Raw genomic sequence first — 25808 nt, forward strand, 5'->3', positions numbered from 1 at the left:
TAACTGTTTATTCTGCCGTTTTTTGTCGCGTCCGCAGGATTTTTTCGGCCTCTCCAACCAGAAACAGCGAGCCGCACACCAGAATGCAGTCCTCCTGCGAGGCATTCCCCAGCGCCGCGGCCAGCGCACGCTCTACCGTATGGCAGTCATATACCTCGGCGCAGCCCTGCTCCGCCAGCGCGGCAACCGTCTGTTCGTTCAGGGAACGGTCCTCCGTATCCGGCGCGCAGGCATAGAACACGTCCGCGCGCCGCGCCATCCGCCGGACGCAGACCTCGTACTCCTTATCCCGCACCATGCCCATGACCACATGCAAGCGGCGCATTTTGAGAAGCTCGTCCACCGTGCGGCAGAGCGCCTCTATCCCCGCCTCATTGTGCGCCCCGTCGAGCAGGACGAGCGGCTGGTCCACCACGCGCTCCAGGCGGCCCTGCATGCGCGCCCGCGCCAGGCCGCGCACCGCGGCCTCCACCGGTATCTCCCAGCCGCGCAACCGCAGAGCGTCCACAGTGCGCAGCGCGGTCATCGCGTTCTGTAGTTGGTGGCGGCCGGGCATGGCGACAGTGTATCCCTGCCCCCGGCAGACAAAGGCCGAACCGTCGATACCGCAGCGCAGCAGGCGGCATTCGCGCTCTCCCTCATACCACACCGCACCCAGCGCTTCGCACGCATGGTGGATCACGACCTGCGCTTCCTCCGGCTGGCCGTCTGCGCACACCACAGCGGATGCCGGCTTGATGATCGCGGCCTTTTCCCCCGCGATCTCGGCCACCGTATCGCCCAGCACCGCCATGTGGTCGCGTGAAATCGGGGTGATGACGCTGACCTCGGTCGTCCGCACCACATTGGTTGCGTCGCACCGGCCGCCCAGCCCGGTTTCCAGCACCACAATGTCGCAGCCCTGTTCCGCGAAATACCGGAACCCCAGTGCGGTGGTGAACTCAAATTCGCCGATCGTTTCCCCAGCCGGCAGGGACAGGCCTTTCGCCGCAGCCGCCACCTCTCCGGACAGCCGTGTGAGATCGCCGTCCGATATCAGCGCGCCGTTTACACGGATGCGCTCATGGAACTGCACCAGATATGGCGAAGTATACAGCCCCACCCGATAGCCCGCAGCCTGCAGGATCGACGCGGTCATGCACGCGGTCGAGCCCTTGCCGTTCGTACCTGCGATATGGACGAAGCGCAGCCCGTCCTGCGGGTCCCCCAGCGCCGCGCACAGCGCGCGGATGCGGTGCAGCCCCGGCATGCCGGTAAAGCGGCCGAGGGCGTGGATGTAGTCAATTGCTGTTTTGGGCGTTCCGCTCTGCATCATAACCGTACTGTTTCCCATCCTTTCCGTTTTCCGCTACCATTCGGATCTGTTTGTCCAGCTCCCTGTAAAACGCGGCGATATGTATTCCGTCCACCAATGCATGATGGCACAACAGAGAAACCGGCAGCAGGGTCCTCTGCTCCCGTGTGAAATATCTGCCCCATGTGATGCGCGGATTGCTGTCCGCAGGCTGCGGCACCGGCTGCACCAACGCGGTGTAAGTCAGCCACGGCAGCGTAGATACAAAAAAGCACGCCTCCGCATCCTCTTCGCTCTCGCCCAGCGAGCGGGCGGTGGCCGCCCGCTCCTGCACTCGCGCCGCATAGGACAGGAAGTCCCCAAAAGCCATCCCGCTGTCCAGTGTACAGTAGCAGTATGTGCCATCTTCCAGCGCAACAGTATGCGATGTCATACACCTGTCAAATTCGATGATCTTGTCCCCACGAATCCGCTGGCGCAGCTGCGGCACCGCGTTTGCCGCACGGGCCGCACAATAGCAGACCGTTAGGAAAAACGGTATCCTCTCTCGCTCCATCCGTTGCATCAGCAATGTAATATCCACCTCCGCCGTCAAGCCTACATAGGGATAGGCAAGGCCGCGGAAATACGCAAAATGCTGGATGCGCGGATAGTTCTCCATATCAATCCATCGGTAGCCCAATCGTTTCCGCCTCCTCTCTGTGAATACGCGCTGTCCACGAGGATATGCGCCTGCCGTTTCGGAACGACACCCCAACGTTTTCATACGTCTGCCCGTCGAGCTGGCGCAGCGTTTCCGTACCGCTGTATCCGTCCTCCGTGGAGCGGTATATTGATACGATGCACGGGCCGACGATCTCAAATGTGCCGCGCAGCGTCCCCAGCGCGGGGTTGTACGATTCCCAGCAAAGCGTGTCTGGCGTTTCCGTACGCGCGATGCGGTAGCTGTTGGAAAACTGAACCGGCGGGTCGGACCGCACGGTGAGCGTGCCTGCCAGCGTCCATTCGGATGCCGTGCGCCGCACCTGCACCTCTCCCATTAACAGGAACGACCGCCCCTCCGCATCATAGTAGGTGCCGCTGGCCCTCCATACTGTTGTTTGGAAAAAATAAGTATGCTCCATGCCTTTGTCTCCGGACTCCGTTTTATTCAGTATTATAACACACTTTTACAAAAAGAAAAGGAGGAAGCGCGGCTTCCTCCTTTTTCCTCTGTTCGTTTTATCCCAGCGCGGCGATAGACTCCTCGAGCTTGGCGAGGTGCTCGCGCAGCTTTTCCGCCTTCTCCCGCTCGACCGCGACGATCTTTTCCGGCGCCTTTTGGGTAAAGCTCGGATTATCCAGCTTTTTCATCACAAACGCGATGTCATCCTCGACCTTGGCCTTCTCCTTTTCGAGGCGCGCGCGCTCGGCGGCGAAGTCGATCAGGTCACCCATCGGCATATAGAGCTGCGCGTCGCCCGTGACGACACTTGCCATTTTGGCCGCGTCCGCGGGTACTGCGTCCACCAACTCGATCGCGGAGGCATAGGCCAGCTTGGGGAAGAAGCCCGCACCGGCGGCGAAGGTATCGCGCTTCTCGGTCAGGATCAGCACCTTGGCCTTTTTGGAGGGCGGCACGTTCATCTCGCTGCGGCGGTTGCGGATCGCGCGCACCGCGTCCATCAGGGTCTCCATCTGCGCTTCCTCTTCCGCAAAGCGCAATGTTTCGTCATACTGCGGCCATTGAGACACCATCACCGACGGCCCCTCGTGCGGCAGCGCCTGCCAGATGGTTTCGGTGATGAACGGCATGAACGGATGCAACAGCTGCATCGCGCCCGACAACACATAGCATAGCACCTGCTGCACTTTCTCGTCGCCCGCCTGCAAGCGGGTCTTGGCGATCTCAATATACCAGTCGCAGAAGTTATCCCAGATGAAGTCGTTCAGCTTCGCGGCGGCCAGGCCCAACTCATACTGGTCGATGTTGCGGGTGACCTCGGCCACCAGCGTGTTATATTTGGAGACGATCCACTTGTCCTCAAGCGCGAGGTCGGCGGGCAGCGACGCCGCCTTGTCCCTGCCAATCGTCAGGTTCATCTGGATGAAGCGGGACGCATTCCAGATCTTGTTGCAGAAGTTGCGGCTCGCCTCGACGCGCTCGGTCGAGAAGCGCATGTCATTGCCGGGGCTGTTGCCGGTCGCGAGCGTGAAGCGCAGCGCGTCCGCGCCATACTGGTCGATGACCTCCAGCGGGTCGATGCCATTACCGAGCGATTTGGACATCTTGCGGCCCTGCGCATCGCGCACCAGACCGTGGATATACACGGTCTCGAACGGCGTCTCGCCCATATGCTCGACGCCCGAAAAGATCATGCGCGCCACCCAGAAGAAGATGATATCGTACCCCGTGACCAGCGTGGAAGTCGGGTAGAAGTAGTCAAGCTCCGGCGTTTTTTCCGGCCAGCCGAGCGTGGAGAACGGCCACAGCGCGGACGAGAACCAGGTATCCAGCACGTCCTCCTCCTGGCGGACGTTTTTGCTGCCGCACTTCGGGCAGACGTGGACGTCTTCCTTGGAGACGGTCATTTCGCCGCAGTCGTCGCAGTAAAACGCCGGAATGCGGTGGCCCCACCAGAGCTGACGCGAGATGCACCAGTCATGCACGTTCTCCATCCAGCGCAGGTAGGTCTTGGCGAAGCGGTCCGGCACGAACCTGGTCTTGCCCTCGTGTACCACGTCCATTGCGGGCTTCGCCAGCGGCGCCATCTTGACGAACCACTGCGCGGAGGTCATCGGCTCAACGGTCGTGCCGCAGCGGTAGCAGGTGCCGACGTTGTGCTCGTGGTCCTCGGTTTTGACAAGGTAGCTGCCCTCCTCGAGGTCACGGATAACCGCCTTGCGGCATTCGTAGCGGTCCATCCCCTCGTACTTGCCGCCGTTTTCGTTGACGGTCGCATCCTCGTTGAACACGAGGATCTGCTCAAGGTTGTGGCGCTGTCCCATCTCGAAGTCGTTCGGGTCATGGCATGGCGTGACCTTGACGCAGCCCGTGCCGAATTCCATATCGACGTACTCATCGCCGAAGATCGGGATCTCACGGTTCATGATTGGCAGGATGCAGGTCTTGCCGATCAGATGCTGATAGCGCTCGTCGTTCGGGTTGACGGCCACGCCGGTGTCGCCCATAAAGGTTTCCGGACGGGTGGTGGCGACCACCAGGTCGCCTGAGCCGTCCGCCAGCGGGTAACGGATGTGCCACAGCTTGCCCGGCTGGGTTTCGTACTCAACCTCGGCGTCCGAAAGCGCGGTCGCACAGTGCGGACACCAGTTGATAATGCGGTGTCCCTTGTAGATCAGGCCCTTATCATACAGGTTGACGAACACCTCGCGCACGGCCTTGGAGCAGCCCTCGTCCATGGTGAAGCGCTCGCGTTCCCAGTCGCAGGAGGAGCCGAGCTTTTTGAGCTGGCTGATGATGCGGTTGCCGTACTGGTGCTTCCAGTCCCACACGCGCTCGAGGAACTTCTCGCGGCCAAGGTCATAGCGGGTCTTGCCCTCCTCCTTGCGGAGCGTCTCCTCCACCTTGATCTGGGTGGCGATGCCCGCGTGGTCGGTGCCGGGCATCCACAGCGCCTCATAGCCCTGCATACGCTTGGTGCGGATGAGAATGTCCTGCAGCGTTTCATCGAACGCATGGCCCATGTGGAGCTGGCCGGTCACGTTCGGAGGCGGGATAACGATGGTGTAGGGTTTCTTGTCCGGATTGACCTCGGCGTGGAAAAAGCCGGAATCGTTCCAGAAGCTGTACAGCTTGTCCTCGACCGATTTCGGGTCGTAGGTCTTTGGCAGTTCGCTCATTGGTCTGTCTCCTTTTCGGTTTGATTGCGGAAAACAAAAAGGCACGCTGTCCGTACAGGACGAAGCGTGCTCCGTGGTACCACCTGAATTCGCGGCAATGCCGCCGCGCACTCGTTTGCCCGTAACGTGGGCGGGACGGGACAGCCTACTGGCATTCGGCCTCCTGCTCCAAAGCGACTTTCTTCCCTCCGCCCAAGGGCTTGCACCGACCGCCCTCTCTCTGCAGCGCGCGAAGCGGGAATACTCCTCTTTTTCATCGCATTTTGCATATCAACTTTAACAGTATATCCAAAAACCGCAGATTTGTCAAGCGGCGCGGCACCCCCTCTTTCCTGCCTGTCAAAAAAAACATGCCTTCCACTTGCAATCCCCCGAAAGATGTGGTTTAATATTACTGTCTATGAATACCAAACTGCGATGAACAGGGAAAGTAACGCCATCCCCCTCTTTTCAGAGAAGGCGGCCTTTGGCTGCAAGCCGCCCAAAGAGACATGACGCGAAGTTCCCCTGCGAGCACCGGCGCTGAACGGCTTTTCCAGTAGGCGCAGGCGGGTTGACGCCCCGTTACCGGCGTTCAATGAGCGCCCGGCTCCGGCTGGGAATCAGGGTGGTACCACGGAAGCTGCTTTTATGCCTTTCGTCCCTAATTCATGGGACGAAAGGCTTTTATTTTGTCCCAAACGCTGATTTTTCATATAAAAAGGAGAGGCAACCATGAAAGAAAAGCTGCAAGGCATCCTGCAGGCCGCAAAGGAACAGCTTGCCGCCGCCGCGGACCCGCGCGCGCTTGACGAAGCGCGCGTCAAGTTCCTTGGCAAAAAAGGAGAGCTGACCGCGCTCCTCAAGGGCATGAAGGACGTTGCCGCAGAGGAACGCCCGGCCGTAGGCCAGCTCATCAACGACGTGCGCGCCGAGATCGAAACCATAATCGAAAAGCAGAAGCTGGTCATTGAGCAGGCCGCGCTCGCGCACAAGCTGGAGGCCGAAACAATCGACGTGACCCTGCCGGGCGAGGAGGTCGTGATCGGCAAAAAGCATCCGCTCAACATCGTGCTGGATGAGTTCAAGGAAATTTTCCTCGGCCTGGGCTTCTCGATCGCAGAAGGTCCGGAGGTCGAGCTTGACCATTACAATTTCGAAGCACTCAACATCCCCAAGGACCATCCTGCGCGCGACACGCAGGACACCTTCTATATCTCGGACAACGTGGTGCTGCGCACGCAGACCTCCCCGATGCAGGTGCGCACGATGGAGAAGAAAAAGCCGCCCATCCGCATCATCGCGCCCGGCCGTGTGTACCGCTCGGATGCGGTGGACGCGACCCACTCCCCGCTGTTCCACCAGATCGAGGGGCTGGTCGTCGATAAGGGCATCCGCATGTCGGACCTCAAGGGTATCCTCGAGCTGTTCGCCAAAAAGCTGTACGGCGAGGACACGGTCGTCCGTTTCCGCCCGCACCACTTCCCGTTCACCGAGCCGTCGGCGGAAATGGACATCCAGTGCTACCGCTGCCACGGCGAAGGCTGCCCGCTCTGCAAAGGCGAGGGCTGGATCGAGATCCTCGGCTGCGGCATGGTACACCCCAAGGTACTTGAGATGAGCGGTATCGATCCGGAGGAATACTCGGGCTACGCGTTCGGCATCGGCCTGGAGCGCATGGTCATGGGCCGCTTCAAGATCGACGACATCCGCCTGTTCTATGAAAACGACGTGCGGTTTTTGGAGCAATTTTAACGCGCTCGCGTGCTTATAAGGGACTTCACAAGTCCCTTATATACGAAAACCGGTCCCGAAGGAACCGGTCTTCGACACCCGAACGTCGCCGCCCAGGGCGGCTGGGTCGGGGTGTCAAAGATCAGGCATGTCCTCACTTTTGACGGGCGCGCCATGCGCGCATAAAACAGAAAACCGCGAGCATGTATCAGGGTTTTGATACCAGAGCGGAGAAAAGTTTCGCCCGTCGGAACCTTTCGCAGCCTAGAACGCGTCCGAACCATGGTTCGGCGCGTCCCCCTCGATTGAAACCGTGGTTTCAATCGAAAAATTTCAAGGAGGAATTTTTGTGAAACTGTCGCTTTCCTGGCTTTCGGATTATACCGATATTTCCGGCGTCACGCCCAAGGAGTATGACGCACGGCTTACCATGTCCGGCTCCAAGGTCGAGGAGGTTTTCTACCTCGGCGCGGAGATCGAAAACGTCGTGACCGGCAAGGTGCTGTCGGTCATTGACCATCCGGACTCCGACCATCTCAAAATCTGCCAGCTCGACGTGGGGCAGGGCGAGCCTGTCCAGATCGTCACCGGCGCGCCCAACGTGACCCCCGATTCGGTGGGTGAGGTCTGCCCTGTCGCGCTGCACAAGTCCACCCTGCCCGGCGGGGTCAAGATCACCAGAGGCAAGCTGCGCGGCGAGGTCTCCAACGGCATGATGTGCTCGTTCCAGGAGCTGGGCCTGACCCACGGCTGCGTACCCTATGCGTGCGAGAACGGCATCCTGTTTCTGCCCGCGGGTACTCCGGTGGGCGAGGATATCAAAAAGGTACTCGGCCTGGACGAATATGTCGCGGATTTTGAGATCACCTCCAACCGTCCGGACTGTCTGAGCGTTATCGGCCTGGCGCGTGAGACCGCCGCTACCTTTGACCGCCCGTTCGCAGTCAAGTCCCCCCTGGTCAAGGGCGTGGGCGATGATATCAACAAGCATATGTCGGTCGAGGTCAAGGATCCTGACCTGTGTCCGCGCTACACCGCACGTCTGGTGCGCAACATCAAGATTGAGCCCTCGCCCGTGTGGATGCGCGAGCGCCTGCATGCCTCCGGTGTGCGGCCGATCAACAACATCGTCGATATTACCAACTACGTCATGCTCGAGTATGGCCAGCCCATGCACGCGTTCGACTATTCCTGCCTGTCGGACGGCAAGATCGTCGTGCGCCGCGCGCGTAACGGCGAGTCCATCCAGACCCTGGACGGCCAGGACCACGATCTGACCGACAAAATGCTCGCCATCTGCGACAACGACAAGCCGGTCGCGGTCGCGGGCGTGATGGGCGGCGCGAACTCCGAGATCGAGGACGACACCAAGACCGTTGTGTTCGAGTCCGCGTGCTTCCACGGCGCGACCGTCCGCGTGACCGCCAAGGCGCTCGGCATGCGCACCGAGGCGTCCGGCCGCTTTGAAAAGGGCCTCGACCCCCGCATGACGCTCGACGCGGTCAACCGCGCCTGCGAGCTGGTCGAACAGCTCGGCGCGGGCGAGGTCATCGACGGCATCATCGACGTGGACAACTCCGACCCCAACCCCAAGCGTCTACCCTTTGAACCGGATAAAATGAACGGCCTGCTCGGCCTGTCCCTGTCCGATGCGGAGCAGCAGGCTTACCTCGAGAAGCTGGGCTTCACAGTCGAAAGCGGCGAGGTCATCGTGCCGAGCTTCCGCACGGACATCGCGCGCATGTGCGACCTCGCGGAGGAAGTCGCGCGCATGTACGGCTACGACAAGATCCCGACCACGCTGTATGCCGGCGAGATGGTGCAGGGCGAATACACGCCCAGGCAGCAGGCCGAGCGCGCCGCGGCGCTGGTCTGCCGCGAGGCGGGCTTTGACGAAGCCATGAGCCACTCGTTCATCTCCCCGAAGTTCTATGACATGATTGGCTGGGCCGAGGACGACCCACGCCGCATCTCTACCACGATTTTGAACCCGCTCGGTGAGGATTTCAGCGTCATGCGCACGACCGTGCTGCCCTCGATGCTGGAATCGCTTGCGCACAACCACGCGCACCGCAACCCGACTGCGTCGCTCTACGAGCTAGGCACAATCTATACCCCGTCCATCAAGGACGGCAAGGCCGATCCGGACGTGCTCCCGCACGAGGAAAAGGTGCTGACGCTTGGCTCGTACGGCCGTCTGTCCTTCTTCCAGCTCAAGGGCGTGATCGAGGCGTTGTGCCGTGAGCTCAACATTAAGGGCGTGCAGTTCGTGCCGGAGAAGGCGAACCCGTCCTATCACCCGGGCCGCTGCGCAAACGTGCTGATCGGCGGCGAGCAGGTCGGTGTATTCGGCACCGTGCATCCCACGGTCGCAGACCGCTACGGCTTGTCCGGCGAGGTGCTGGCGGCTGAGCTGCGCATGGATGCGCTGTTCGCATCCATTGATCCCAGCAAGCTGTACCACCCGCTGCCCAAGTTCCCTGCGTCGACCCGTGACATCGCGGTGCTGGTGGACGATGCCATTCCAGCGGCCTCTATGCAGGCTGCGATCGAAAAGGCTGCCGGCACGATCCTCGAGTCGGTCAAGCTGTTCGACGTGTATAAGGGCAAGGGCATCCCGGAGGGCAAAAAATCCGTGGCCTACTCGCTGTCCATGCGCGCGCCCGACCGCACGCTGACCGACGAGGAGTGCGACAAGGCGATGAAGAACGCGCTGGCGGCACTCGAAAAGTCGTTCGGCGCGGTCCTGCGCAGCTGATAACAGACCGGTTTTCCAGAAGCGGGCGGTATAACCGCCCGCTTTCTGTTTGGGTTCGCATGCCCCCGCTGTGCAGGGGGAGCTTTTCCCAGACTTCCCTGACGGTAACCAATCCTGCCACAGTACGGCTTGCGAACCGCACTGTGGCAGGGTTGGAAAAAGATTTCGCCCCCATTTCGGCCGATAAGGGCTTTACTTTTCCGTTGTTTTGTATTATGCTGTTTATAGCAAAAACCAACCGGTAGGATCGGAAAGGAGACAGACATGCTTGACGGCACAAGAAAATTCAGCCTTGTAGACGAGTCCAACAAGGAGATGAAGCGCACGCTGACCGCAGTATATGACGCGCTGAAGGAGAAGGGTTATAACCCGATCAACCAGATCGTAGGCTATCTCCTCTCCGAGGACCCGACGTACATCACCAACCACAATAACGCGCGCAGCCTGATCTGCAAGATCGACCGCGACGAGCTGATGCAGGAGCTGGTGCAGTTCTACCTCGATAACTGAGGCGGGGCTTGACAAACGGCGCAGGACCGTTATAATGAAAAGTAGCAAAGGGCAGTCCGGCAAAGACGGTTGACCCTAAGTATCTATCATTTCAAAAAATGACCGTACCCGGGGCAAGTGGGCGGTCATTTTTTTATGGTCTTGACGATTTCAAGAAGGCGCAGCATCAAAATAATCTGCCGCACACTCTCCATAAAACCACCTTCTCTGCAGGAGCGTGGCCAACCGCTTTTTCGTCTTTCCGGACCGCTTACTTCTATGGTATACGTCTTTTCACGCTTTGCAAAGCGAAAGGGGATTTATGAACGGTTTTCTCCCGATTTCCAAACAGGATATGCAGGATCGCGGCTGGTTCTACTGCGATTTCCTGCTCGTCACCGGCGATGCCTATGTCGATCATCCCTCGTTCGGCACCGCGATCATTTCTCGTGTGCTCGAGGACGCGGGCTACAGAGTCGCCATCCTCAGCCAGCCGGATTTCCGCGACGAGCGCGACTTCCTCGCCATGGGCCGGCCGCGTTACGCGGTACTTATCAACGGCGGCAATATCGACTCCATGGTCGCGCACTACACCGCAGCCAAAAAGCGTCGTTCGGACGACGCCTACACCCCCGGCGGCAGGGCGGGCAAGCGCCCCGACCGCGCGGTGACCGTTTACGCCATGCTTGCGCGGCGCGCATTTCCGGAGGTGCCGGTCTACCTCGGCGGCATCGAGGCCAGCCTGCGCCGCTTTGCACACTATGACTACTGGGCCGACCGCGTGATGCCCTCCATTTTGGAGTCCACGGGCGCGGACGGGCTGATGTACGGCATGAGCGAGCGCTCGGTGCTCGAGCTGGCGCGCAACCTGAAGCACGGCAAAAAGGGCGCGGACGCCTGCGTGGGTGTGCGCGGCACGGCCTATCTGGCGCACGATGTGGAGGGACTGGCGTTCGACGCGGTCGAATGCCCCTCCTACGAGGATGTATGCGCACGCAAGGCGGACTACGCCCGCTCGGTCAAAACGCAGTACGACGAGCAGGACCATGTGCGCGGCAAGGCGATTTTACAGCGCCACGGCAGGCGCGTGATGGTCCAGAACCCGCCCTCCCTCCCGCTGACCACCACGGAGATGGACCATGTGTACGCCCTGCCCTATATGCGCGCCTACCACCCGTCCTATGAGACGCTGGGCGGCGTACCCGCGATTCAGGAGGTGCAGTTTTCCATCATCCACAACCGCGGCTGCTTCGGCGCGTGCAATTTCTGCGCGCTCGCCTTCCATCAGGGACGGTACATCCAGGCACGCAGCCATGAAAGCGTGATCGCGGAAGCCAAACAGATCGTGCAGATGCCCGGCTTCAAGGGCTACCTCCACGACGTCGGCGGGCCGACCGCGAATTTCCGCTTCCCCGCTTGCAAGCAGCAGGAGGAACACGGCCTGTGCAAAAACAAGCGCTGCCTCTTTCCGTCCGCGTGCCAAAACCTCGAAGCCGACCACACGGATTACCTGAGTCTGCTGCGCGCGCTGCGCCAGCTCAACGGCGTTAAAAAGGTATTCGTGCGCAGCGGCCTGCGCTATGACTACATGATGGCCGACCATAACGACGCGTTTTTCCGCGAGCTGGTTGAGCACCATATCTCGGGTCAGCTCAAGGTTGCGCCCGAACACATGAGCGATAACGCATTGTATTATATGGGAAAACCATCATTTTCTGTATACGAACAGTTCCGCGAGCGGTACGCCCGCATCAACCAGAAGCTGGGCCGCAAGCAGTATCTGGTCCCCTATCTGATGAGCTCCCACCCGGGCGCGACACTGGACGACGCGATCCTGCTGGCGGAATACCTGAACAGAGTCGGCTATATGCCCGAGCAGGTGCAGGACTTCTACCCCACCCCGGGTACGCTCTCGACCGCGATGTACTACACCGGACTTGACCCGCGCACGATGCAGCCGGTCTATGTGGCCAAAACACCCGAGGAAAAGGCCATGCAGCGCGCGCTGCTCCAGTGGCGGCGGCCGGACAAGCGGCCGATCGTGCTGGCGGCGCTCAAAAAGGCCGGGCGCGAGGATCTGATCGGCTACGGCAAGGGCTGTCTGATCCGCCCGCACCGCGGCGAGCAGCCGCCCACGGCGGCGAAAAAGCCATCCGCCCCGGCGAAGAAGGCCGCGGCCGGCCGCGCGCCGGCCCGCACAGGGATGGGCCGCCCCTCCGCACCCAAAAAGAAAGGCTGGGCCAAGGCCAAGCGCAAAAAATAAATCCACACCGGCCGTTGACAAACGGCCGGTGTTTCCCTGGCAAACATCATCCTCGACCCCATCATGATCCTTTCGCTGGATTGGGGCGTGGCCGGAGCCGCCACCGCCACCGTGATCGGCAGCATCTGCGCCTGCGTCTTTTACCTGTGCTACTTCCTGCGCGGAGTGGTCAATTTCTTGGTCGTCTGCACCACGGTGAGGCGCGCGGTTCTGACCGCGGCCTACTACTTCGCTGCGGACCGCATCATCTCGGTGTTCATCAATGACGCAGACGTGATCCAAGCGGGCGTACCCATGTTGCGCGCGCTGATGCTGTCCATGCCTGTACTCCGCATCCTGTTCGTGCTGCAGGCTATGGGACGCGCGGCCGCGTCGCTGGCGCTGGCAGGCAGCCGGCAAGGCTTCGTATTCGTCCCCTGTCTGTTCCTGTTCAACGCCCTGTTCGGGCTGGACGGCATTATCTTTACCCAGCCGATCGCCGACCTGTTCTCCGTGGTCATGTCGGTGGTGATGTTCATAACCATCACTCGCAAGCTGACGCGGCAGGCGCAGACCGCCTGACTCCGCCGCCCCGCCTTTCTCAAAACCGGACTGCGGCCGCAGTCCGGTTTGCTTTTCCGGCGCTTCGGACGGCGTACACAGTCTGCTTTCGCCGTTTTTCATAAAAACCCGCCCCTTCGGTGGGATTTCTTTTGCATTGCGCCGCCCGCTTTTTGGTGTTAGAATAGATACTGATAAATTGTGTAAATCTCTCACAGAACGAGGAATGTGTTTATGTGGATTGCGGACAATTGGAAAGATTACGCTGTGCTTGACTGCGGCGGCGGCGAAAAGGCCGAACGCTGGGGCACTCAAGTGCTGGTGCGGCCGGACCCGCAGGCCATCTGGCCGCGCGAGGCGTCCTGCCGCGCGTGGGACAGGCCCAACGCCATCTACCACCGTTCGAACGCGGGCGGCGGCAGGTGGGAAATCCGCAGCCTGCCCGAGCAGTGGGCCATCCGCTACCGTGAGCTGACGTTCCAGCTCAAGCCCATGAGCTTCAAGCATACCGGCCTGTTCCCCGAGCAGGCCGCCAACTGGGATTTCATTGACCGCATGGTGCGGAACGCGGGCCGGCCGGTAAGCGTACTCAACCTGTTCGCCTACACGGGCGGCGCAACGCTCGCGGCAGCGGCAGCGGGCGCGTCGGTCTGCCATGTGGACGCTTCCAAGGGGATGGTCCAGTGGGCGCGCGAAAACGCTGCCTCCTCTGGCCTTTCCGACCGCCCGATCCGCTGGATCGTGGACGACTGCAAAAAGTTCGTCCAGCGCGAGATCCGGCGCGGCCGCAAATACGACGCGGTCATCATGGACCCGCCGAGTTACGGACGCGGCCCCTCGGGCGAGACCTGGAAGATCGAGGAGGACGTGGCCGAGTTTGTCGCAATGACGATGAACGTATTGTCGGATAAGCCGCTGTTCGTACTGATCTCCAGCTATTCCACCGGACTGGCTCCGTCCGTCATGGCCTATCTGCTCGGCATCACGGCGGCCAAACGCACCGCGGGGCGCATCGAGGCGCAGGAGCTTGGCCTGCCGGTCGAGTCGACCGGACTGGTATTGCCGTGCGGGTCGAGCGCGCGGTTTATTGCGGCGGAATAACGGATACGGCTGTATCCAGCGTGTAAAACGCAGGGTACGGCACGAACTGCTTTCTGATGGAGGAAGGTGGGAAAACTAATGCTGCAAAGTTTGCTTTTTAATTTGTTTATGTATCTCCCTGATATCCTTTTCCTGATTCTGTTGTATTTTGTCGTCAAAAAAGCGGTCAAGGACGCGATTGACGAGTCCAACCGACCGAAATTCTGATTGTTTTAAGGATGAAAAAGCTATGTCCGAGATCATCAAAACAGAAAACCTGCAATACGCCTATCCCGCGGAGGAGGGACAGCTTTCCGTACCTGTTCTGAAGGGCGTGGACCTTTCGATCAAGCGCGGCGAATTCGTCGCCGTGCTGGGGCATAACGGCTCGGGCAAGTCCACCCTCGCGGGCTGCTTCAACGCCATCCGTCTGCCGACGGGCGGCGTGTGCTATGTCGATATGATGGACACGCGGGACGAGAGCAACACCTATGAGGTGCGAAAGACCGTCTCCATGGTGTTCCAGAATCCGGACAACCAGCTTGTCGCCACGGTCGTGGAGGAGGACGTTGCGTTCGCGCTCGAAAACATGGGCGTGCCGCCCGCCGAAATCCGCAAACGGGTGGACGAAGCGCTCCGCGCGGTCGGCATGTACGAATACCGCAAGCAGGCGCCGCACCGCCTGTCCGGCGGACAGAAGCAGCGTGTGGCCATCGCGGGCGTGATCGCCATGATGCCGCGCTGCGTGGTGCTTGACGAGCCCACCGCCATGCTCGACCCCCAGGGGCGGCGCGAGGTCATGGCGGTCGTGCGTGAGCTGAACCGCCAGTACGGCATCACGGTCATCCTGATCACGCACCACATGGACGAGGCCGTGCAGGCGCAGCGCGTGGTGGTCATGCATCAGGGGAACGTGCTGATGGACGGTACGCCGCGCGAGATATTTACGCAGGTGGACACGCTGCGCGCCGCGTCGCTCACCGTGCCGCAGACCATTGAGGTGCTGCACAGCCTCAACCGGCAGGACGGCGAAGCCTTGCCGATCGACGCGCTTTCCATCGGTGAATGCGCGGATATCCTGGAGCAGTATCTGGCATAGCGGCCAGAAGTGCCGCGCGCCTTTCACCCCGCACATCAATCCATATGGGAGGAGAACCCATTGTCAACGATTCTTGAAACACGGGGCCTGACCTACGTTTACGGGGCAGGCACCCCCTTTGAGCGCACCGCGCTCGACCATGTTGACCTGAAAATACAAAAGGGCGAGATCCTTGGCGTGATCGGCCACACCGGTTCGGGCAAGTCCACTCTGATCCAGCATTTTAACGGCCTTCTCAAGCCCGCCTCAGGCGAGGTGTTGCTGGATGGACAGCCCATCTGGAACGAAAAGGGCAAATGCGCGCGCGAAACCCGTTTCCGCGTCGGCCTGGTGTTCCAGTATCCGGAATACCAGCTTTTCGAGGAGACGATCGCCCGGGATATCGCTTACGGCCCGACCAACATGAAACTGCCGCAGGATGAGATCGACGAACGCGTGCGTGAATCCATGGATGCGGTTGGACTGGACGCAAGCCTTGCCAGCCAGTCTCCATTTGCGCTGTCCGGCGGCCAGAAGCGCCGCGTCGCCATCGCGGGCGTAATTGCCATGCGTCCGGACGTGCTTGTGCTGGACGAGCCGACCGCCGGCCTCGACCCTGCCGGACGGGATGAGATCCTCAGCCTTGTCAAGCGGTACCACGACCAGTCCGGCGCGACCGTGCTAATCGTTTCGCACTCCATGGAGGACATCGCCCGGCTGGCCAACCGCCTGCTCGTGATGAACCACGCGAAGATCCTGTTCTGCGACACCCCGCGCGAGGTATTCTCCCACGCGGAGGAGATCGTCGCGGCCGGTCTCGACATCCCCATGATTACCAAGGTCATGCTCGAGCTGAAAAAACGCGGACATGCCGTGGACACCTCGGTATTCACCGTCGCGCAGGCCTTGGAAGCGCTGCGTGCCTGCAAGCGGAAGGAGGCGGCGCACTGATGCTCAAGGACATTACCATCGGCCAGTTTTTCCCCGGCGACAGCGCGGTACACCGGCTTGATCCACGGGTTAAGATCGTATTGACAATCGTGTTCATCATCGCGCTGTTTCTGGCGGGCGGTCCGGTTTCCTATGCGGCCGTGATTGCTTTCCTTGCCGTGGTCATCGGCATTTCCGGCATTTCCCTCCGTCTTGTCGTGCGCGGGCTTCGGCCGGTCCTGTTCATCATCGCGTTCACCGCGGTGCTAAACCTGTTCTACACGCCCAGCGCCACGGGCGAATATCTGTGGCAGTGGGGCTTCCTGCATATCTCCTGGGAGGGCGTCAAGGTCGCGTTCTTCATGGTGCTGCGCCTGATGCTGCTCATCATCGCGACCTCCATGCTGACTTATACCACCTCCCCCATCCAGTTGACCGACGGACTGGAGCGCCTGCTCTCGCCGCTGAAAAAGCTGCACGCGCCCGTACATGAGCTTTCCATGATGATGTCGATCGCGCTGCGCTTCATCCCGACGCTGATCGAGGAGACCGAAAAGATCATTTCCGCCCAGAAAGCGCGCGGCGCGGATTTTGACTCCGGCAATCTAATCCAGCGCGCCAAGGCAATGATCCCCATTCTGGTGCCGCTGTTCATCTCGGCGTTCCGCCGCGCGGATGAGCTGGCCACTGCGATGGAGTGCCGCCTGTACCGCGGCGACGTGGGGCGCACGCGCATGAAGCAGCTCCATATTGAACGCGTGGATATCTGTGCGTGCGTTATTTTCGCGGTTGTAATCGGCGCGGTGATCGCGCTGGGGCGGTACGGCCTATGAACATCGCGCTTATCCTCTCTTACGACGGGACGAACTACAACGGCTGGCAGGTACAGAAAAACGGTCCCTCCATCCAGGAGAGCATGGAAACCGCAGTCTTCCGTCTGCTCGGCCAGAAGGCGCATGTTTCCGGCGTGGGGCGCACGGACTCCGGCGTGCATGCGCGCCGGTATGTCGCAAGCTTTCGGGCGAACTGCACCATCCCGATGGCGCGCCTGCCCTATGCGCTGAACAGCTTCCTGCCCGATGATATCGCGGTTTCCGGCGCTGCCGCCGTTCCGGAGTCGTTCGACGCCCGCTTTGACTGCACCAAAAAGGAATATGCGTACTATATCTATCCCTCGGCCCTGCGCGACCCGTTCCATGCCCGCTACGCCTACCGATACCACTACCCGCTCGACCTTGCGAAAATGCAGCAGGGCGCGCAGCGCTTTGTCGGCAGGCAGGACTTTGCTGCCGTGCGCAGCCAGGGTTCGCCAGTCAAAAGCACGGTGCGCACCGTGTTCTGGTGCGAGGTCGAGCCGGTGGGCGGGCTCATCCGCATCCGCGTCTGCGGCGACGGGTTCCTGTACAACATGGTGCGCGCCATCGCAGGCACGCTGGCCTATGTGGGCGGCGGGAAGCTGACACCGGACGACGTCACCGCGATCCTGCGGTCGGGCGACCGAGAGCAGGCCGGCCCCACCCTGCCCGCGAACGGGCTGTTCATGAACCGCCTGTGGTATGAGCATACCCCCGCGCTCGACCCGTTCCAGCTCGGAAGCTGAACCCGTTTTTATGCGGCCTGTTCCATATGCGCCCGATAATTTAATTTTTATTCACATTTTTATCCCCAAAACGCGATACAATGAGGAGGCGGAAGCATTTGACCACAAAGACCAGGAAAACAAAACAAAATATCATCCGTTTCCCGTCCTCCAAAAAAGAACGGCGCAGGCTACTGCTCGAAAGCAAGGATATCCGCGTGCGCATTGTCACCACGCTGCGAACCCGCCTGCGGCTGGCTGCTTGTGATCGCGGTTTTCCTGTTCCTGCTTTCCAATTACCGGCTTTTCACGCCCGCTTCCATCCAAAGCCTTGCCAGCTATGCGATCGCGGGCCTGCGGGAGCATGGGGGCGACGCGACCACAATCGCCTATGAAAACGGCTCGTTTTCCGATGCGGCGCTGTTTGAATCCGGCCTGGCCTATGCGGACAGCGATTCCCTGTTCCTTGCCAAGCCCGGCGGCCTGGTAACGCTGCGGCAGACGCTCGGCTATACCGCCCCCGTGGTGGAAGCCTGTGACGATTACGTTCTCGCCTTTGACTGCGGCGGCACGAAAGCCGTGCTGGCCAATTCGGTCTCCGCCGCTGCGGAGCTGGAGCTGACCTCCCCAATCATCACCGGCAGCATTGCCGAAAACGGCCATTTTGCGCTCGTTACAGACGAGCAGGGCTACCGCACCGCGGCGGCCGTATATGATACCAGCGGCAAAGAGGTTTTCAAATACCAATCCTCGGAATACTATATCGTATCGGCCGCGCTCTCGCCAGATGGCAAAACGCTCGCCGCGCTGGCCTTCCGGCAGGACGGGGTCATGCTCGACTCCCACCTGCTGCTTTATACCGTTTCCAGCGGCGAACTGGCTGCGGACGCGGTGCTGGAAGGGACGCTCGGCATTGACGTCCGCTTCCTGTCCAACGGTACAGCCGCCATCCTGGCGGATGACGGGCTTTATCTGGCCGACCGGAAGGGTGGAACTGAACATGTGCTGACCTTTGTTTCCAGCGACCTGCTCGCCTTTTCCATGCAGAACGGCGCGGTCGTACTCGCCACCCGCTCCTATTCCGGCGGCGCGCGCAGCGACCTGTATACCGTACAGGAGGATGGCGTGCTGAACGGTCCTTTCTTCCTGTCCGAGGAGCCGTCCGCGGTTTCCCTGTCAAACGCGGGCTTTGCCGTGCTCACTTCCTCCGGCGTATCGGTATATGACAGCAGCGCTGCCCCGCTCTGGCACAACAGCGAGGCTGTCGGCGCGCGCAGCGTGCTGCTGACGGATGACGGCACTCTGTTCGCCCTATACGCAAAAAACACGCGGCTGTTTACCGCGCATTCTGAACAATCCGAGGATATCTCCCATGCAAGCTGATCTATTATTAGACCTGCTCAACCTGCCGGACCTCGTCATTCTCGCGGTGGTGCTGATCTGTATGGTTCTGGGCTTCCGGCGCGGCTTCTTCGGTTCGCTGTACGGCTTGGTCGGTAAGCTCATTGCCCTGGCGGCGGCGTTCTTTGCCGCGCGCGCCGCCGCCCCTATTGTTGCCAAGTGGGTCGTAACCCCCATTGTGGGCGATATTTTTCAAAATCAGGCCGCGCTGGGCGAGGCCGCCGGCCTGCTTGACGGGCTGCGCCAGACCGTGACCGAGGCCGCGACCAGCATGGCCGAAAGCATCGCTTTTCTGCTTCTGCTTCTGCTGTGCGCGATCCTGTTCGGCTGGATCATCAGCTTTGCGGCCAAAAGCCTGCACTTTATCGCCCACCTGACGCCGCTCGGCATTCTGGATTCGCTCGCCGGCGGTATCGTTGGCGCCGCGACCGGCCTTGTTCTGGTTGCCCTGTTGCTGCTCGGCATTGAGTGGTTTTTCCCCATCACCTACTCCTCGCTCGGCTGTCTTTCGCCTGAGCGAGTGTCAAATACCCTACTGCTGGCAAAACTGATGGATATACTGCCGGTGGCGATCTAACCGCGCCCCCCTACTTCCGAAAAGGAGATTTCACATTATGAACATGCCAATGTGCTCGCGATGCAAAAAAAATATCGCGGTCGTCTTCATCACCAAGATCGAAGGGCCGGACAAAACGACCCAGGAGGGCCTGTGCCTGAAATGCGCGCGCGAGCTGGGCGTCAAGCCGCTCGACAATATCATGGAGCAAATGGGCATCACCGAGGACGACCTCGAGGCCCTTTCAGGCGAGATCGGCTCGCTGTCCGACCTGAACGACCTAGTGCCTGCCGGCTCGGACGGGGCGGACGACGACGCGCCTCACGAAACCGACCCTGCGGCGCCGGTCCCGTCCTCCCCCGCCCCACCCCTGCCGCCGCAGACGCCACTGCGCGACAGCGCACGCACGCGCACGCAGGCGCCCCCGCGCGAGGATAAAAAGCGCAAATACCTGAACAACTACTGTGAAAACCTGACGCGCAAAGCCGCCGAGGGCCGCATCGACCATATCGTCGGCCGCGACCGCGAAACCGACCGCGTCATCCAGATCCTCAACCGCCGCCAGAAGAACAACCCCTGTCTGATCGGCGAGCCCGGCGTGGGCAAGACCGCCGTGGCCGAAGGGCTGGCGGTGCGCATCAACGAGGGCAAGGTGCCGTTCAAGATGCGGAACAAGGAGGTCCACCTGCTCGATCTGACCGCGCTCGTCGCGGGTACGCAGTTCCGCGGGCAGTTTGAGAGCCGCATGAAAGGCCTGATCGACGAGGTGAAAAAGCTCGGCAACATCATCCTGGTGATCGACGAGGTGCATAATATCGTCGGCGCGGGGGATTCCGAAGGCTCGATGAACGCGGCCAACATCCTCAAGCCCGCGCTCGCGCGCGGCGATATCCAGGTCATCGGCGCGACCACGCTCAAGGAATACCGCAAGTATATTGAAAAGGACGCCGCGCTCGAGCGCCGCTTCCAGCCGGTGTATATCGGCGAGCCGTCGGTCGCGGAGACCACCGAAATCCTCAAGGGCATCCGCTCTTATTACGAAACCTTCCACGGCGTGACCGTGTCCGACGAGATGTGCCGCCGTGCCGCCGAGATGAGCGAGCGCTATATCACCGACCGTTTCCTGCCCGACAAGGCCATCGACCTGATTGACGAAGCCTGCTCGCGTCTCAATCTGGACTCCCCGCAGCTTTCCGAAATCCCCGCGCTCCAAGCGGAGCTGGAAAGCCTGCAGACCCAGCTCGACCTGCTGACCCAGTCCAGCGCGCGCACCGATCAGGAGGACACTTACGCCCGCATCGCCGCCTGCCGCCAGCGCCTGCTGCAGGTGGAAGGCCGGCTGCACGAGCTGCTGACCCAGCCCGCCCCAGCGGTTGACGAGCAGCTCCTCGCCTCGGTCATTGAGATCTGGACCGGCATTCCAGCCTCCAAGGTCGCGGCGCAGGAATCCGCGCGGCTGCGGGATATGGAGAGCCGTCTCAAATCACATGTGATCGGCCAGGACGAGGCCGTGGACGCGGTCTGCGCGTCCATCCGCCGCTCGCGCGCGGGCATCAGCCCCAAGCGCAAGCCCGCGTCTTTCCTGTTTGTCGGACCGACCGGCGTGGGCAAAACCGAGCTGGTCAAACAGCTCGCGCTCGACCTGTTCGATTCGCCGGACGCACTGGTGCGGCTGGATATGTCGGAATATATGGAAAAGCACACGGTTTCCCGCCTGATCGGTTCGCCCCGGGCTATGTCGGCTATGACGAGGCCGGGCAGCTGACCGAAAAGATCCGCCGCCGCCCATACTCGGTCGTGCTGTTCGATGAGATCGAAAAAGCGCACCCCGATGTGCTCAACGCCCTGCTGCAGATCCTTGACGACGGCCGCCTGACCGACGCGCATGGCCGCGTGGTGAGCTTTGAAAACACGGTGATCGTCATGACCTCGAACGCCGGCTCCGCGACCGGCGGCACGCCCGCGGGCTTCGGCCGCACGGTCTCCCAGCAGAGCAAGGAGCGCGCGATGAAGGCGCTGGAGGATATCATGCGTCCTGAATTCCTCAACCGTATCGATGAGATCATTGCGTTCAACCAGCTCACAAACGCCGATTTCCGCCGCATCGCCACCATCATGCTGGGCGAGTTGCGCGATACCCTGGCGGGCAAGCAGCTTCGCCTGACCTGGGACGACACGCTGCTTGACTACCTGACCGAAAAGTCGTTCTCCATCAAGTTCGGCGCGCGCAACCTGCGCCGCCTGATCGAAAAGGAGATCGAGAACCCGCTTGCAACTGCGATCGTCACAGGCGAGCGCCCGCTTTCCGGCGCATACCTGCACGCTGGGAATGGGAGGATCATTCTGGAAACGATCTAACCTTCTCCTCTGCTTTTACCACAGCCGGACGAATATCGTCCGGCTGTTTTTTTTGTAAAACATTTATGAATTACAGCATACAGACAGGGACAAACCGCCGTTCATAGAGTATAATAGTGTTCATTCAAACACCATATTCCATAAGGAGGACGCATATGAGCCAATTAAAGGATTTTATTCATATCCTTTCCGGACGCTTCAACAACGCACAACAGTTCCACCTGCTGCAGGAACAGGGTGTGACGGACTTCCCCTATGCCGAGCATGTCAACACCCCGTGCAACAACAAGATTTCGGGCCTGCCTGAGGATTTTTCAGGTGTGTTCCTCATTGAGGAAAGTTATTATACGATCAACGGCCATACCAACGCTTCGTCACACCTGTTTCTTTTCACCGAAGAGGCACACGGGATTTGCCTGACTTCATTCGATCTCCCCTCAGGCTGCAGCAAAACCAATTTCACCTATGAAAGCATGCAGCCGGTCGCCTATACGGCGCTACGCGCATCAGAAAAGTTCACGCCTGCGGTCTACCGTCTGAAGGATGGCGTTTGGGAGGGCGGCAGTGAAAGTATGTTCACCCCCACGCTCAAATTCAAACTGTTCGAGCGTTTTTCGGATGAATTACTTGAGGTATCTGAAGTTATGGAGATGAACGGCAAGCGTACTTTCGGGTATGACCAGCCTATCCTTTACCGTCGTGCGCAATAAACAAAACCGCCTCTTTGGGGCGGTTTTTCCGTCAGCCGACACAGGAAAAACCAGGCCGGCCTATTTGCTCTCCCCACACAAGTACCGCGCCATAAAAAATCCCCCTGATCGGGAACATTCCCCCTCCCACACGCATCCTTATAATGTCCGGACAATGGAGACGAGGTGAAACGATGGAAATGATATTGACTGGTATGCAGGAGGATGCGCGCGAGCGTTTTGCCGCCGCAGTGACCGCACACCGGCACGCTATGTACCGCGCGGCGCGCGCCCTGCTCGACAGTGACGCGGACGCTGAGGACGCGGTCAGCGAAGCGACCTTACGCGCGTGGCAGGCATTCGGACGGCTGCGCGAGGAACGGGCGTTCAAGGGCTGGCTCATCAAGATCACGGTCAACTGCGCTTACGAGCATCTCCGCAAGGGCGCGCGCGTGACCTATACCGACGACCTCGAGCCGCTCGCGGGCGGCTCGGAGGATAAACACGACCTCGGCCTGTGGGACGCGGTCTGCCGTCTGCCGGAGGATCATCGGATCGCGACCGTGCTGTTCTATTACGAGGATATGACCACCGCCGAGATTGCCAAAACGCTCGGCGTGCGCGAAGGCACGGTGCGCAGCCGCCTTTCCCGCGCGAGGAACCGTCTGCGCATGCTGTTAAAGGAGGAATAGGGTATGACATTTGATGAAAAGCTGAAAGCGCGCGCCGCGCGGGAGGACTGCCCTACGCCCGACGGCTTTGACAGCCGTATGGACGCGCTGCTCGATACTCTGCCCGCGCGGACGGCACAGCCCGCAAAAAAGCGCCGCCCGCTCCGCATGGCTGTGTGCATCGCCGCAGCGGCCGCGCTGGTTGTAGGGGCTTCAGCGGCTGCACCCGCGATGCTGGAAATGACACGCAACGCAATCGATTACTTCAGCGGGAACCGCACTTCGGAATACGCCGCCCACCAGGAACGATATAAGGCCTATAACGCGGCGGTCGACACAAGCCAGACCATAGACGGCATAACGCTGACTATTGATAACATCGCGGCTGATGACAGCTATATCAATATTTTCTATACTATGTCGAGCAAGTCTCCGCTGGAACAGATTGGTGACAGCAGCGACCCCGAAAGCTGGCGTGCCGCTTGGTCTGCGCCTGTATTCTGGGCGGCAGTTGATGGCAAGGAACTGGATACAACAGGCGCTATTTTGAACGAGGCCTATTTTGAGGACGACTGCACGCTCAAGGGCCTGCATCGGCTGCCGCTCAAGCAATCGCTCCCTGACCAGTTTAACCTGTTACTATATACCGGCGGCAGCATCAATGGCATGCAGGACGCAGATTTTAAATTCGCGCTTTCGGTCGATAAAAGCTCAGTGGGTAGCCTGACAGTCGAACCGGAGCAGGACTTTACCGTCCGTTTCTCCGGTACGGACGAGAGGGGCAACGCCTATACGGTAGACCGCACGCCGCGCGTCGAGCGCGTATCTATCTCCCCGCTCAGTTCGTCCATCACACTCAGCGAGCGCGTGTCCGGCGATGCTATGCCATGGGACAGCTTCGTCCTGCGTGACGACAAGGGCAATTACCTGCCCCTCATCAGCGTCGGACTAACCGCCAGCGGCTTAGGCCGGTCGGTGAATCAGTTTGAATTTATCGGTGCGGACGAGGACACCAAATCTATCACATTGATCCCGTTCATGTCCAGCTACCATGCCCACGAGGTCAAGGGTGCGCTCGATGCGCTTCCGCTGACCGACCAAGGCAAAAACGGCCTGACACTCGAAAGTCTGGAGGTCGGCGCGGCCAAGGCTGTTGCCATCTTCTCCACTCACGGCGCGACCTGGATGGAAAACGGCCAGTTTAATCTGACAGACGCGGCTGGGAACAGCCTGTCGTTGAACAATGACGCTTACTTTGACAGCTATACCGACCGTGAGACTGGGAATATCATCGCCACCCTGTACTACCCCTGCGCGGCCGAGGAAGAGCTTTCCAGGGTCGCCGGCGTGTCCTTCTGGCAGCCGGACGACGATATGGAGCTGCTCGAAGAGCAGGCCGTTACGATCGATCTGCAATAAAATCCATACGTAATAAAAGAGCCTCAAAAGAGGCTCTTTTATTTTGCTGCCGCACAATATGAAAAAAAAGAGAAGAAAAAGAAGAAGCATTCGGTATCCCACATTAAGGCTGTAGTACCACCTTAATCAGACCAGGTTCTGCCGCATGCAGCCTATCAAACCATTCCGCACCGTCTGCAAGCGGCACGGCCGCACTGATCAGACTGTCTACATCAACCATCCGGTGTGCAATCAAATCAAGACAGATATCGTATTCCCCTGATGACGCACAGCTCCCATATAATGTAATCTGCTGTGTAACGCATTTCTGCAGTGGCAGCTCTGCTTTACGCGCTACATTACCGACCATAACCACACTTCCCCCCAGACGCACGCTGTCGATCGCGGTGTTCAACGTTTGTGAGATCCCAACCGCCTCAAAAGCGATATCCGCCCCGCGGCCGCCGCAGAGCGCACGGATTTCCGCAGCCGCATCCTCCCGCCCGGAGTGAATAACATGCGTTGCCCCCAATGCTTTGGCCAGTTCCAGCTTACGGTCATCCAAATCAACGACAACCAGTTCGGTTACGCCTGCGTTCCTAACCGCCTGCGTAAGCAGAAGCCCGATTGTCCCCGCGCCTATCACCACCGCTCTGTCCCCCATACGAATCGGCGCAACAGTGGACACGGCATGTACTGCAATGGACAGTGGCTCAACCATCGCAGCCTGCTCAAAGCTGACTGCATCCGGTATCCGGAATAAGGTTCTCGCCTTGATCGCCGCATATTCCGCCATTGCGCCCGCATTGGTATATTCGTCGCAGGAAACACCGAGTACCATCCGATTTTCACAAAGGTTGATCATACCATGCCGGCAATACCAGCAATTCCCGCAGAACACGGTAGAATCAAAGGTAACGCGATCGCCCACGGCAAAGCCTTTTACCGCGCGCCCCACCTGCTCGATCACACCGGCCGCTTCGTGTCCCATGATGATAGGAGGCTGCCGGCGTCCGCTCCCCCCGTCATACCCGTGTACATCGCTTCCACAAATCGCACACGCTTTGATATGTACCAGCACTTCATCTTCCGCAGGCACCGGCTTCGGAACCTCCTTGAGCTGAAGCTCATTATAAGCAGTCAATACCAGAGCTTTCATCTACCATAC

At 60.1% G+C, this 25808-nt stretch carries 21 protein-coding genes, 1 pseudogene and 2 other annotated features; of the genes and pseudogenes, 17 read left to right on the forward strand and 5 right to left on the reverse strand.

Annotation, left to right across the window (positions count from 1 at the left end; translation table 11 throughout):
- Positions 1–7: 7 nt before the first annotated feature.
- The 4 genes from RX717_RS12410 to RX717_RS12425 form a co-directional block, all read right to left on the reverse strand.
- Positions 8–1333: a bifunctional folylpolyglutamate synthase/dihydrofolate synthase gene (locus tag RX717_RS12410; RefSeq protein WP_107631689.1), complete on the reverse strand. Its 1326-nt coding sequence runs from the start codon at positions 1331–1333 to the stop codon at positions 8–10.
- Positions 1281–1976: a CatA-like O-acetyltransferase gene (locus RX717_RS12415; protein WP_054326375.1), complete on the reverse strand. Its 696-nt coding sequence runs from the start codon at positions 1974–1976 to the stop codon at positions 1281–1283. The genes RX717_RS12410 and RX717_RS12415 overlap by 53 nt, the downstream gene beginning before the upstream one ends.
- The gene (locus RX717_RS12420) at positions 1957–2418 is read right to left on the reverse strand and encodes a hypothetical protein (RefSeq protein WP_054326374.1); all 462 of its coding nucleotides are present in this window, start codon (positions 2416–2418) and stop codon (positions 1957–1959) included. The genes RX717_RS12415 and RX717_RS12420 overlap by 20 nt, the downstream gene beginning before the upstream one ends.
- A gap of 97 nt (positions 2419–2515) precedes the next feature.
- Positions 2516–5137 carry a valine--tRNA ligase gene (locus RX717_RS12425; RefSeq protein WP_107631688.1) on the reverse strand — a complete coding sequence of 874 codons (2622 nt, stop codon included), beginning with the start codon at positions 5135–5137 and terminating at the stop codon, positions 2516–2518.
- Between the two features lie 52 nt (positions 5138–5189).
- Positions 5190–5403 (reverse strand) — a binding site (T-box leader).
- A 142-nt stretch (positions 5404–5545) separates the two neighbouring features.
- Positions 5546–5785, forward strand: a binding site (T-box leader).
- 66 nt (positions 5786–5851) lie between these two features.
- On the opposite strand from RX717_RS12425, the gene pheS reads away from it, so the two are divergent.
- From pheS to RX717_RS12515, 17 genes and pseudogenes are all read left to right on the forward strand, one after another.
- The gene (pheS, locus tag RX717_RS12430) at positions 5852–6871 is read left to right on the forward strand and encodes a phenylalanine--tRNA ligase subunit alpha (protein WP_107631687.1); all 1020 of its coding nucleotides are present in this window, start codon (positions 5852–5854) and stop codon (positions 6869–6871) included.
- A gap of 328 nt (positions 6872–7199) precedes the next feature.
- Positions 7200–9608 carry a phenylalanine--tRNA ligase subunit beta gene (pheT, locus tag RX717_RS12435; protein ID WP_107631686.1) on the forward strand — a complete coding sequence of 803 codons (2409 nt, stop codon included), beginning with the start codon at positions 7200–7202 and terminating at the stop codon, positions 9606–9608.
- 264 nt (positions 9609–9872) lie between these two features.
- A complete protein-coding gene (locus tag RX717_RS12440; RefSeq protein ID WP_031475480.1) occupies positions 9873–10118 on the forward strand; it encodes an IreB family regulatory phosphoprotein in 246 nt (81 codons plus the stop codon).
- Positions 10119–10419: 301 nt separating this feature from the next.
- Positions 10420–12360 (forward strand): YgiQ family radical SAM protein, encoded by a 1941-nt coding sequence (locus tag RX717_RS12445; protein WP_107631685.1) that lies wholly within the window; start codon positions 10420–10422, stop codon positions 12358–12360.
- A gap of 63 nt (positions 12361–12423) precedes the next feature.
- On the forward strand, positions 12424–12921 hold the full coding sequence (locus RX717_RS12450; RefSeq protein WP_107631684.1) for a hypothetical protein: 498 nt from the start codon (positions 12424–12426) through the stop codon (positions 12919–12921).
- A gap of 213 nt (positions 12922–13134) precedes the next feature.
- Complete coding sequence (locus tag RX717_RS12455) at positions 13135–14001, forward strand: class I SAM-dependent methyltransferase (RefSeq protein WP_054326370.1); 867 nt, start codon at positions 13135–13137, stop codon at positions 13999–14001.
- Positions 14002–14079: 78 nt separating this feature from the next.
- Positions 14080–14208 carry a hypothetical protein gene (locus RX717_RS12460; protein WP_256435195.1) on the forward strand — a complete coding sequence of 43 codons (129 nt, stop codon included), beginning with the start codon at positions 14080–14082 and terminating at the stop codon, positions 14206–14208.
- A gap of 22 nt (positions 14209–14230) precedes the next feature.
- Positions 14231–15079, forward strand: a complete 849-nt coding sequence (locus tag RX717_RS12465) for an energy-coupling factor transporter ATPase (protein ID WP_054326369.1) — start codon at positions 14231–14233, stop codon at positions 15077–15079.
- 60 nt (positions 15080–15139) lie between these two features.
- Positions 15140–16009 carry an energy-coupling factor transporter ATPase gene (locus RX717_RS12470; RefSeq protein WP_054326368.1) on the forward strand — a complete coding sequence of 290 codons (870 nt, stop codon included), beginning with the start codon at positions 15140–15142 and terminating at the stop codon, positions 16007–16009.
- Entirely contained in the window at positions 16009–16821 is an 813-nt protein-coding gene (locus RX717_RS12475; RefSeq protein WP_107631683.1) for an energy-coupling factor transporter transmembrane component T family protein, read from the forward strand. The genes RX717_RS12470 and RX717_RS12475 overlap by 1 nt, the downstream gene beginning before the upstream one ends.
- Complete coding sequence (gene truA, locus RX717_RS12480) at positions 16818–17588, forward strand: tRNA pseudouridine(38-40) synthase TruA (protein WP_107631682.1); 771 nt, start codon at positions 16818–16820, stop codon at positions 17586–17588. Before RX717_RS12475 ends, truA begins: the two co-directional genes overlap by 4 nt.
- 204 nt (positions 17589–17792) lie before the next feature.
- Positions 17793–18950, forward strand: coding sequence for a DUF5711 family protein (locus tag RX717_RS12485; protein ID WP_316960313.1), 1158 nt, complete (start codon positions 17793–17795; stop codon positions 18948–18950).
- Positions 18940–19545 (forward strand): CvpA family protein, encoded by a 606-nt coding sequence (locus RX717_RS12490; protein WP_159068175.1) that lies wholly within the window; start codon positions 18940–18942, stop codon positions 19543–19545. Before RX717_RS12485 ends, RX717_RS12490 begins: the two co-directional genes overlap by 11 nt.
- A 190-nt stretch (positions 19546–19735) precedes the next feature.
- A pseudogene (locus tag RX717_RS12495) lies at positions 19736–21882 on the forward strand (ATP-dependent Clp protease ATP-binding subunit).
- Positions 21883–22037: 155 nt separating this feature from the next.
- Positions 22038–22592 carry a hypothetical protein gene (locus RX717_RS12505; protein WP_054326363.1) on the forward strand — a complete coding sequence of 185 codons (555 nt, stop codon included), beginning with the start codon at positions 22038–22040 and terminating at the stop codon, positions 22590–22592.
- 173 nt (positions 22593–22765) lie between these two features.
- Positions 22766–23263 (forward strand): RNA polymerase sigma factor, encoded by a 498-nt coding sequence (locus RX717_RS12510; protein ID WP_054326362.1) that lies wholly within the window; start codon positions 22766–22768, stop codon positions 23261–23263.
- Positions 23264–23266: 3 nt separating this feature from the next.
- Complete coding sequence (locus RX717_RS12515; protein ID WP_107631679.1) at positions 23267–24661, forward strand: DUF4179 domain-containing protein; 1395 nt, start codon at positions 23267–23269, stop codon at positions 24659–24661.
- A 103-nt stretch (positions 24662–24764) separates the two neighbouring features.
- Here RX717_RS12515 and RX717_RS12520 read toward each other — a convergent pair whose 3' ends face one another.
- Complete coding sequence (locus RX717_RS12520; protein WP_107631678.1) at positions 24765–25799, reverse strand: galactitol-1-phosphate 5-dehydrogenase; 1035 nt, start codon at positions 25797–25799, stop codon at positions 24765–24767.
- Between the last annotated feature and the right edge of the window lie 9 nt (positions 25800–25808).

Origin of the sequence: Intestinibacillus sp. NTUH-41-i26, from assembly GCF_032769475.1 — a bacterium.
Taxonomy (GTDB): domain Bacteria; phylum Bacillota; class Clostridia; order Oscillospirales; family Butyricicoccaceae; genus Agathobaculum; species Agathobaculum ammoniilyticum.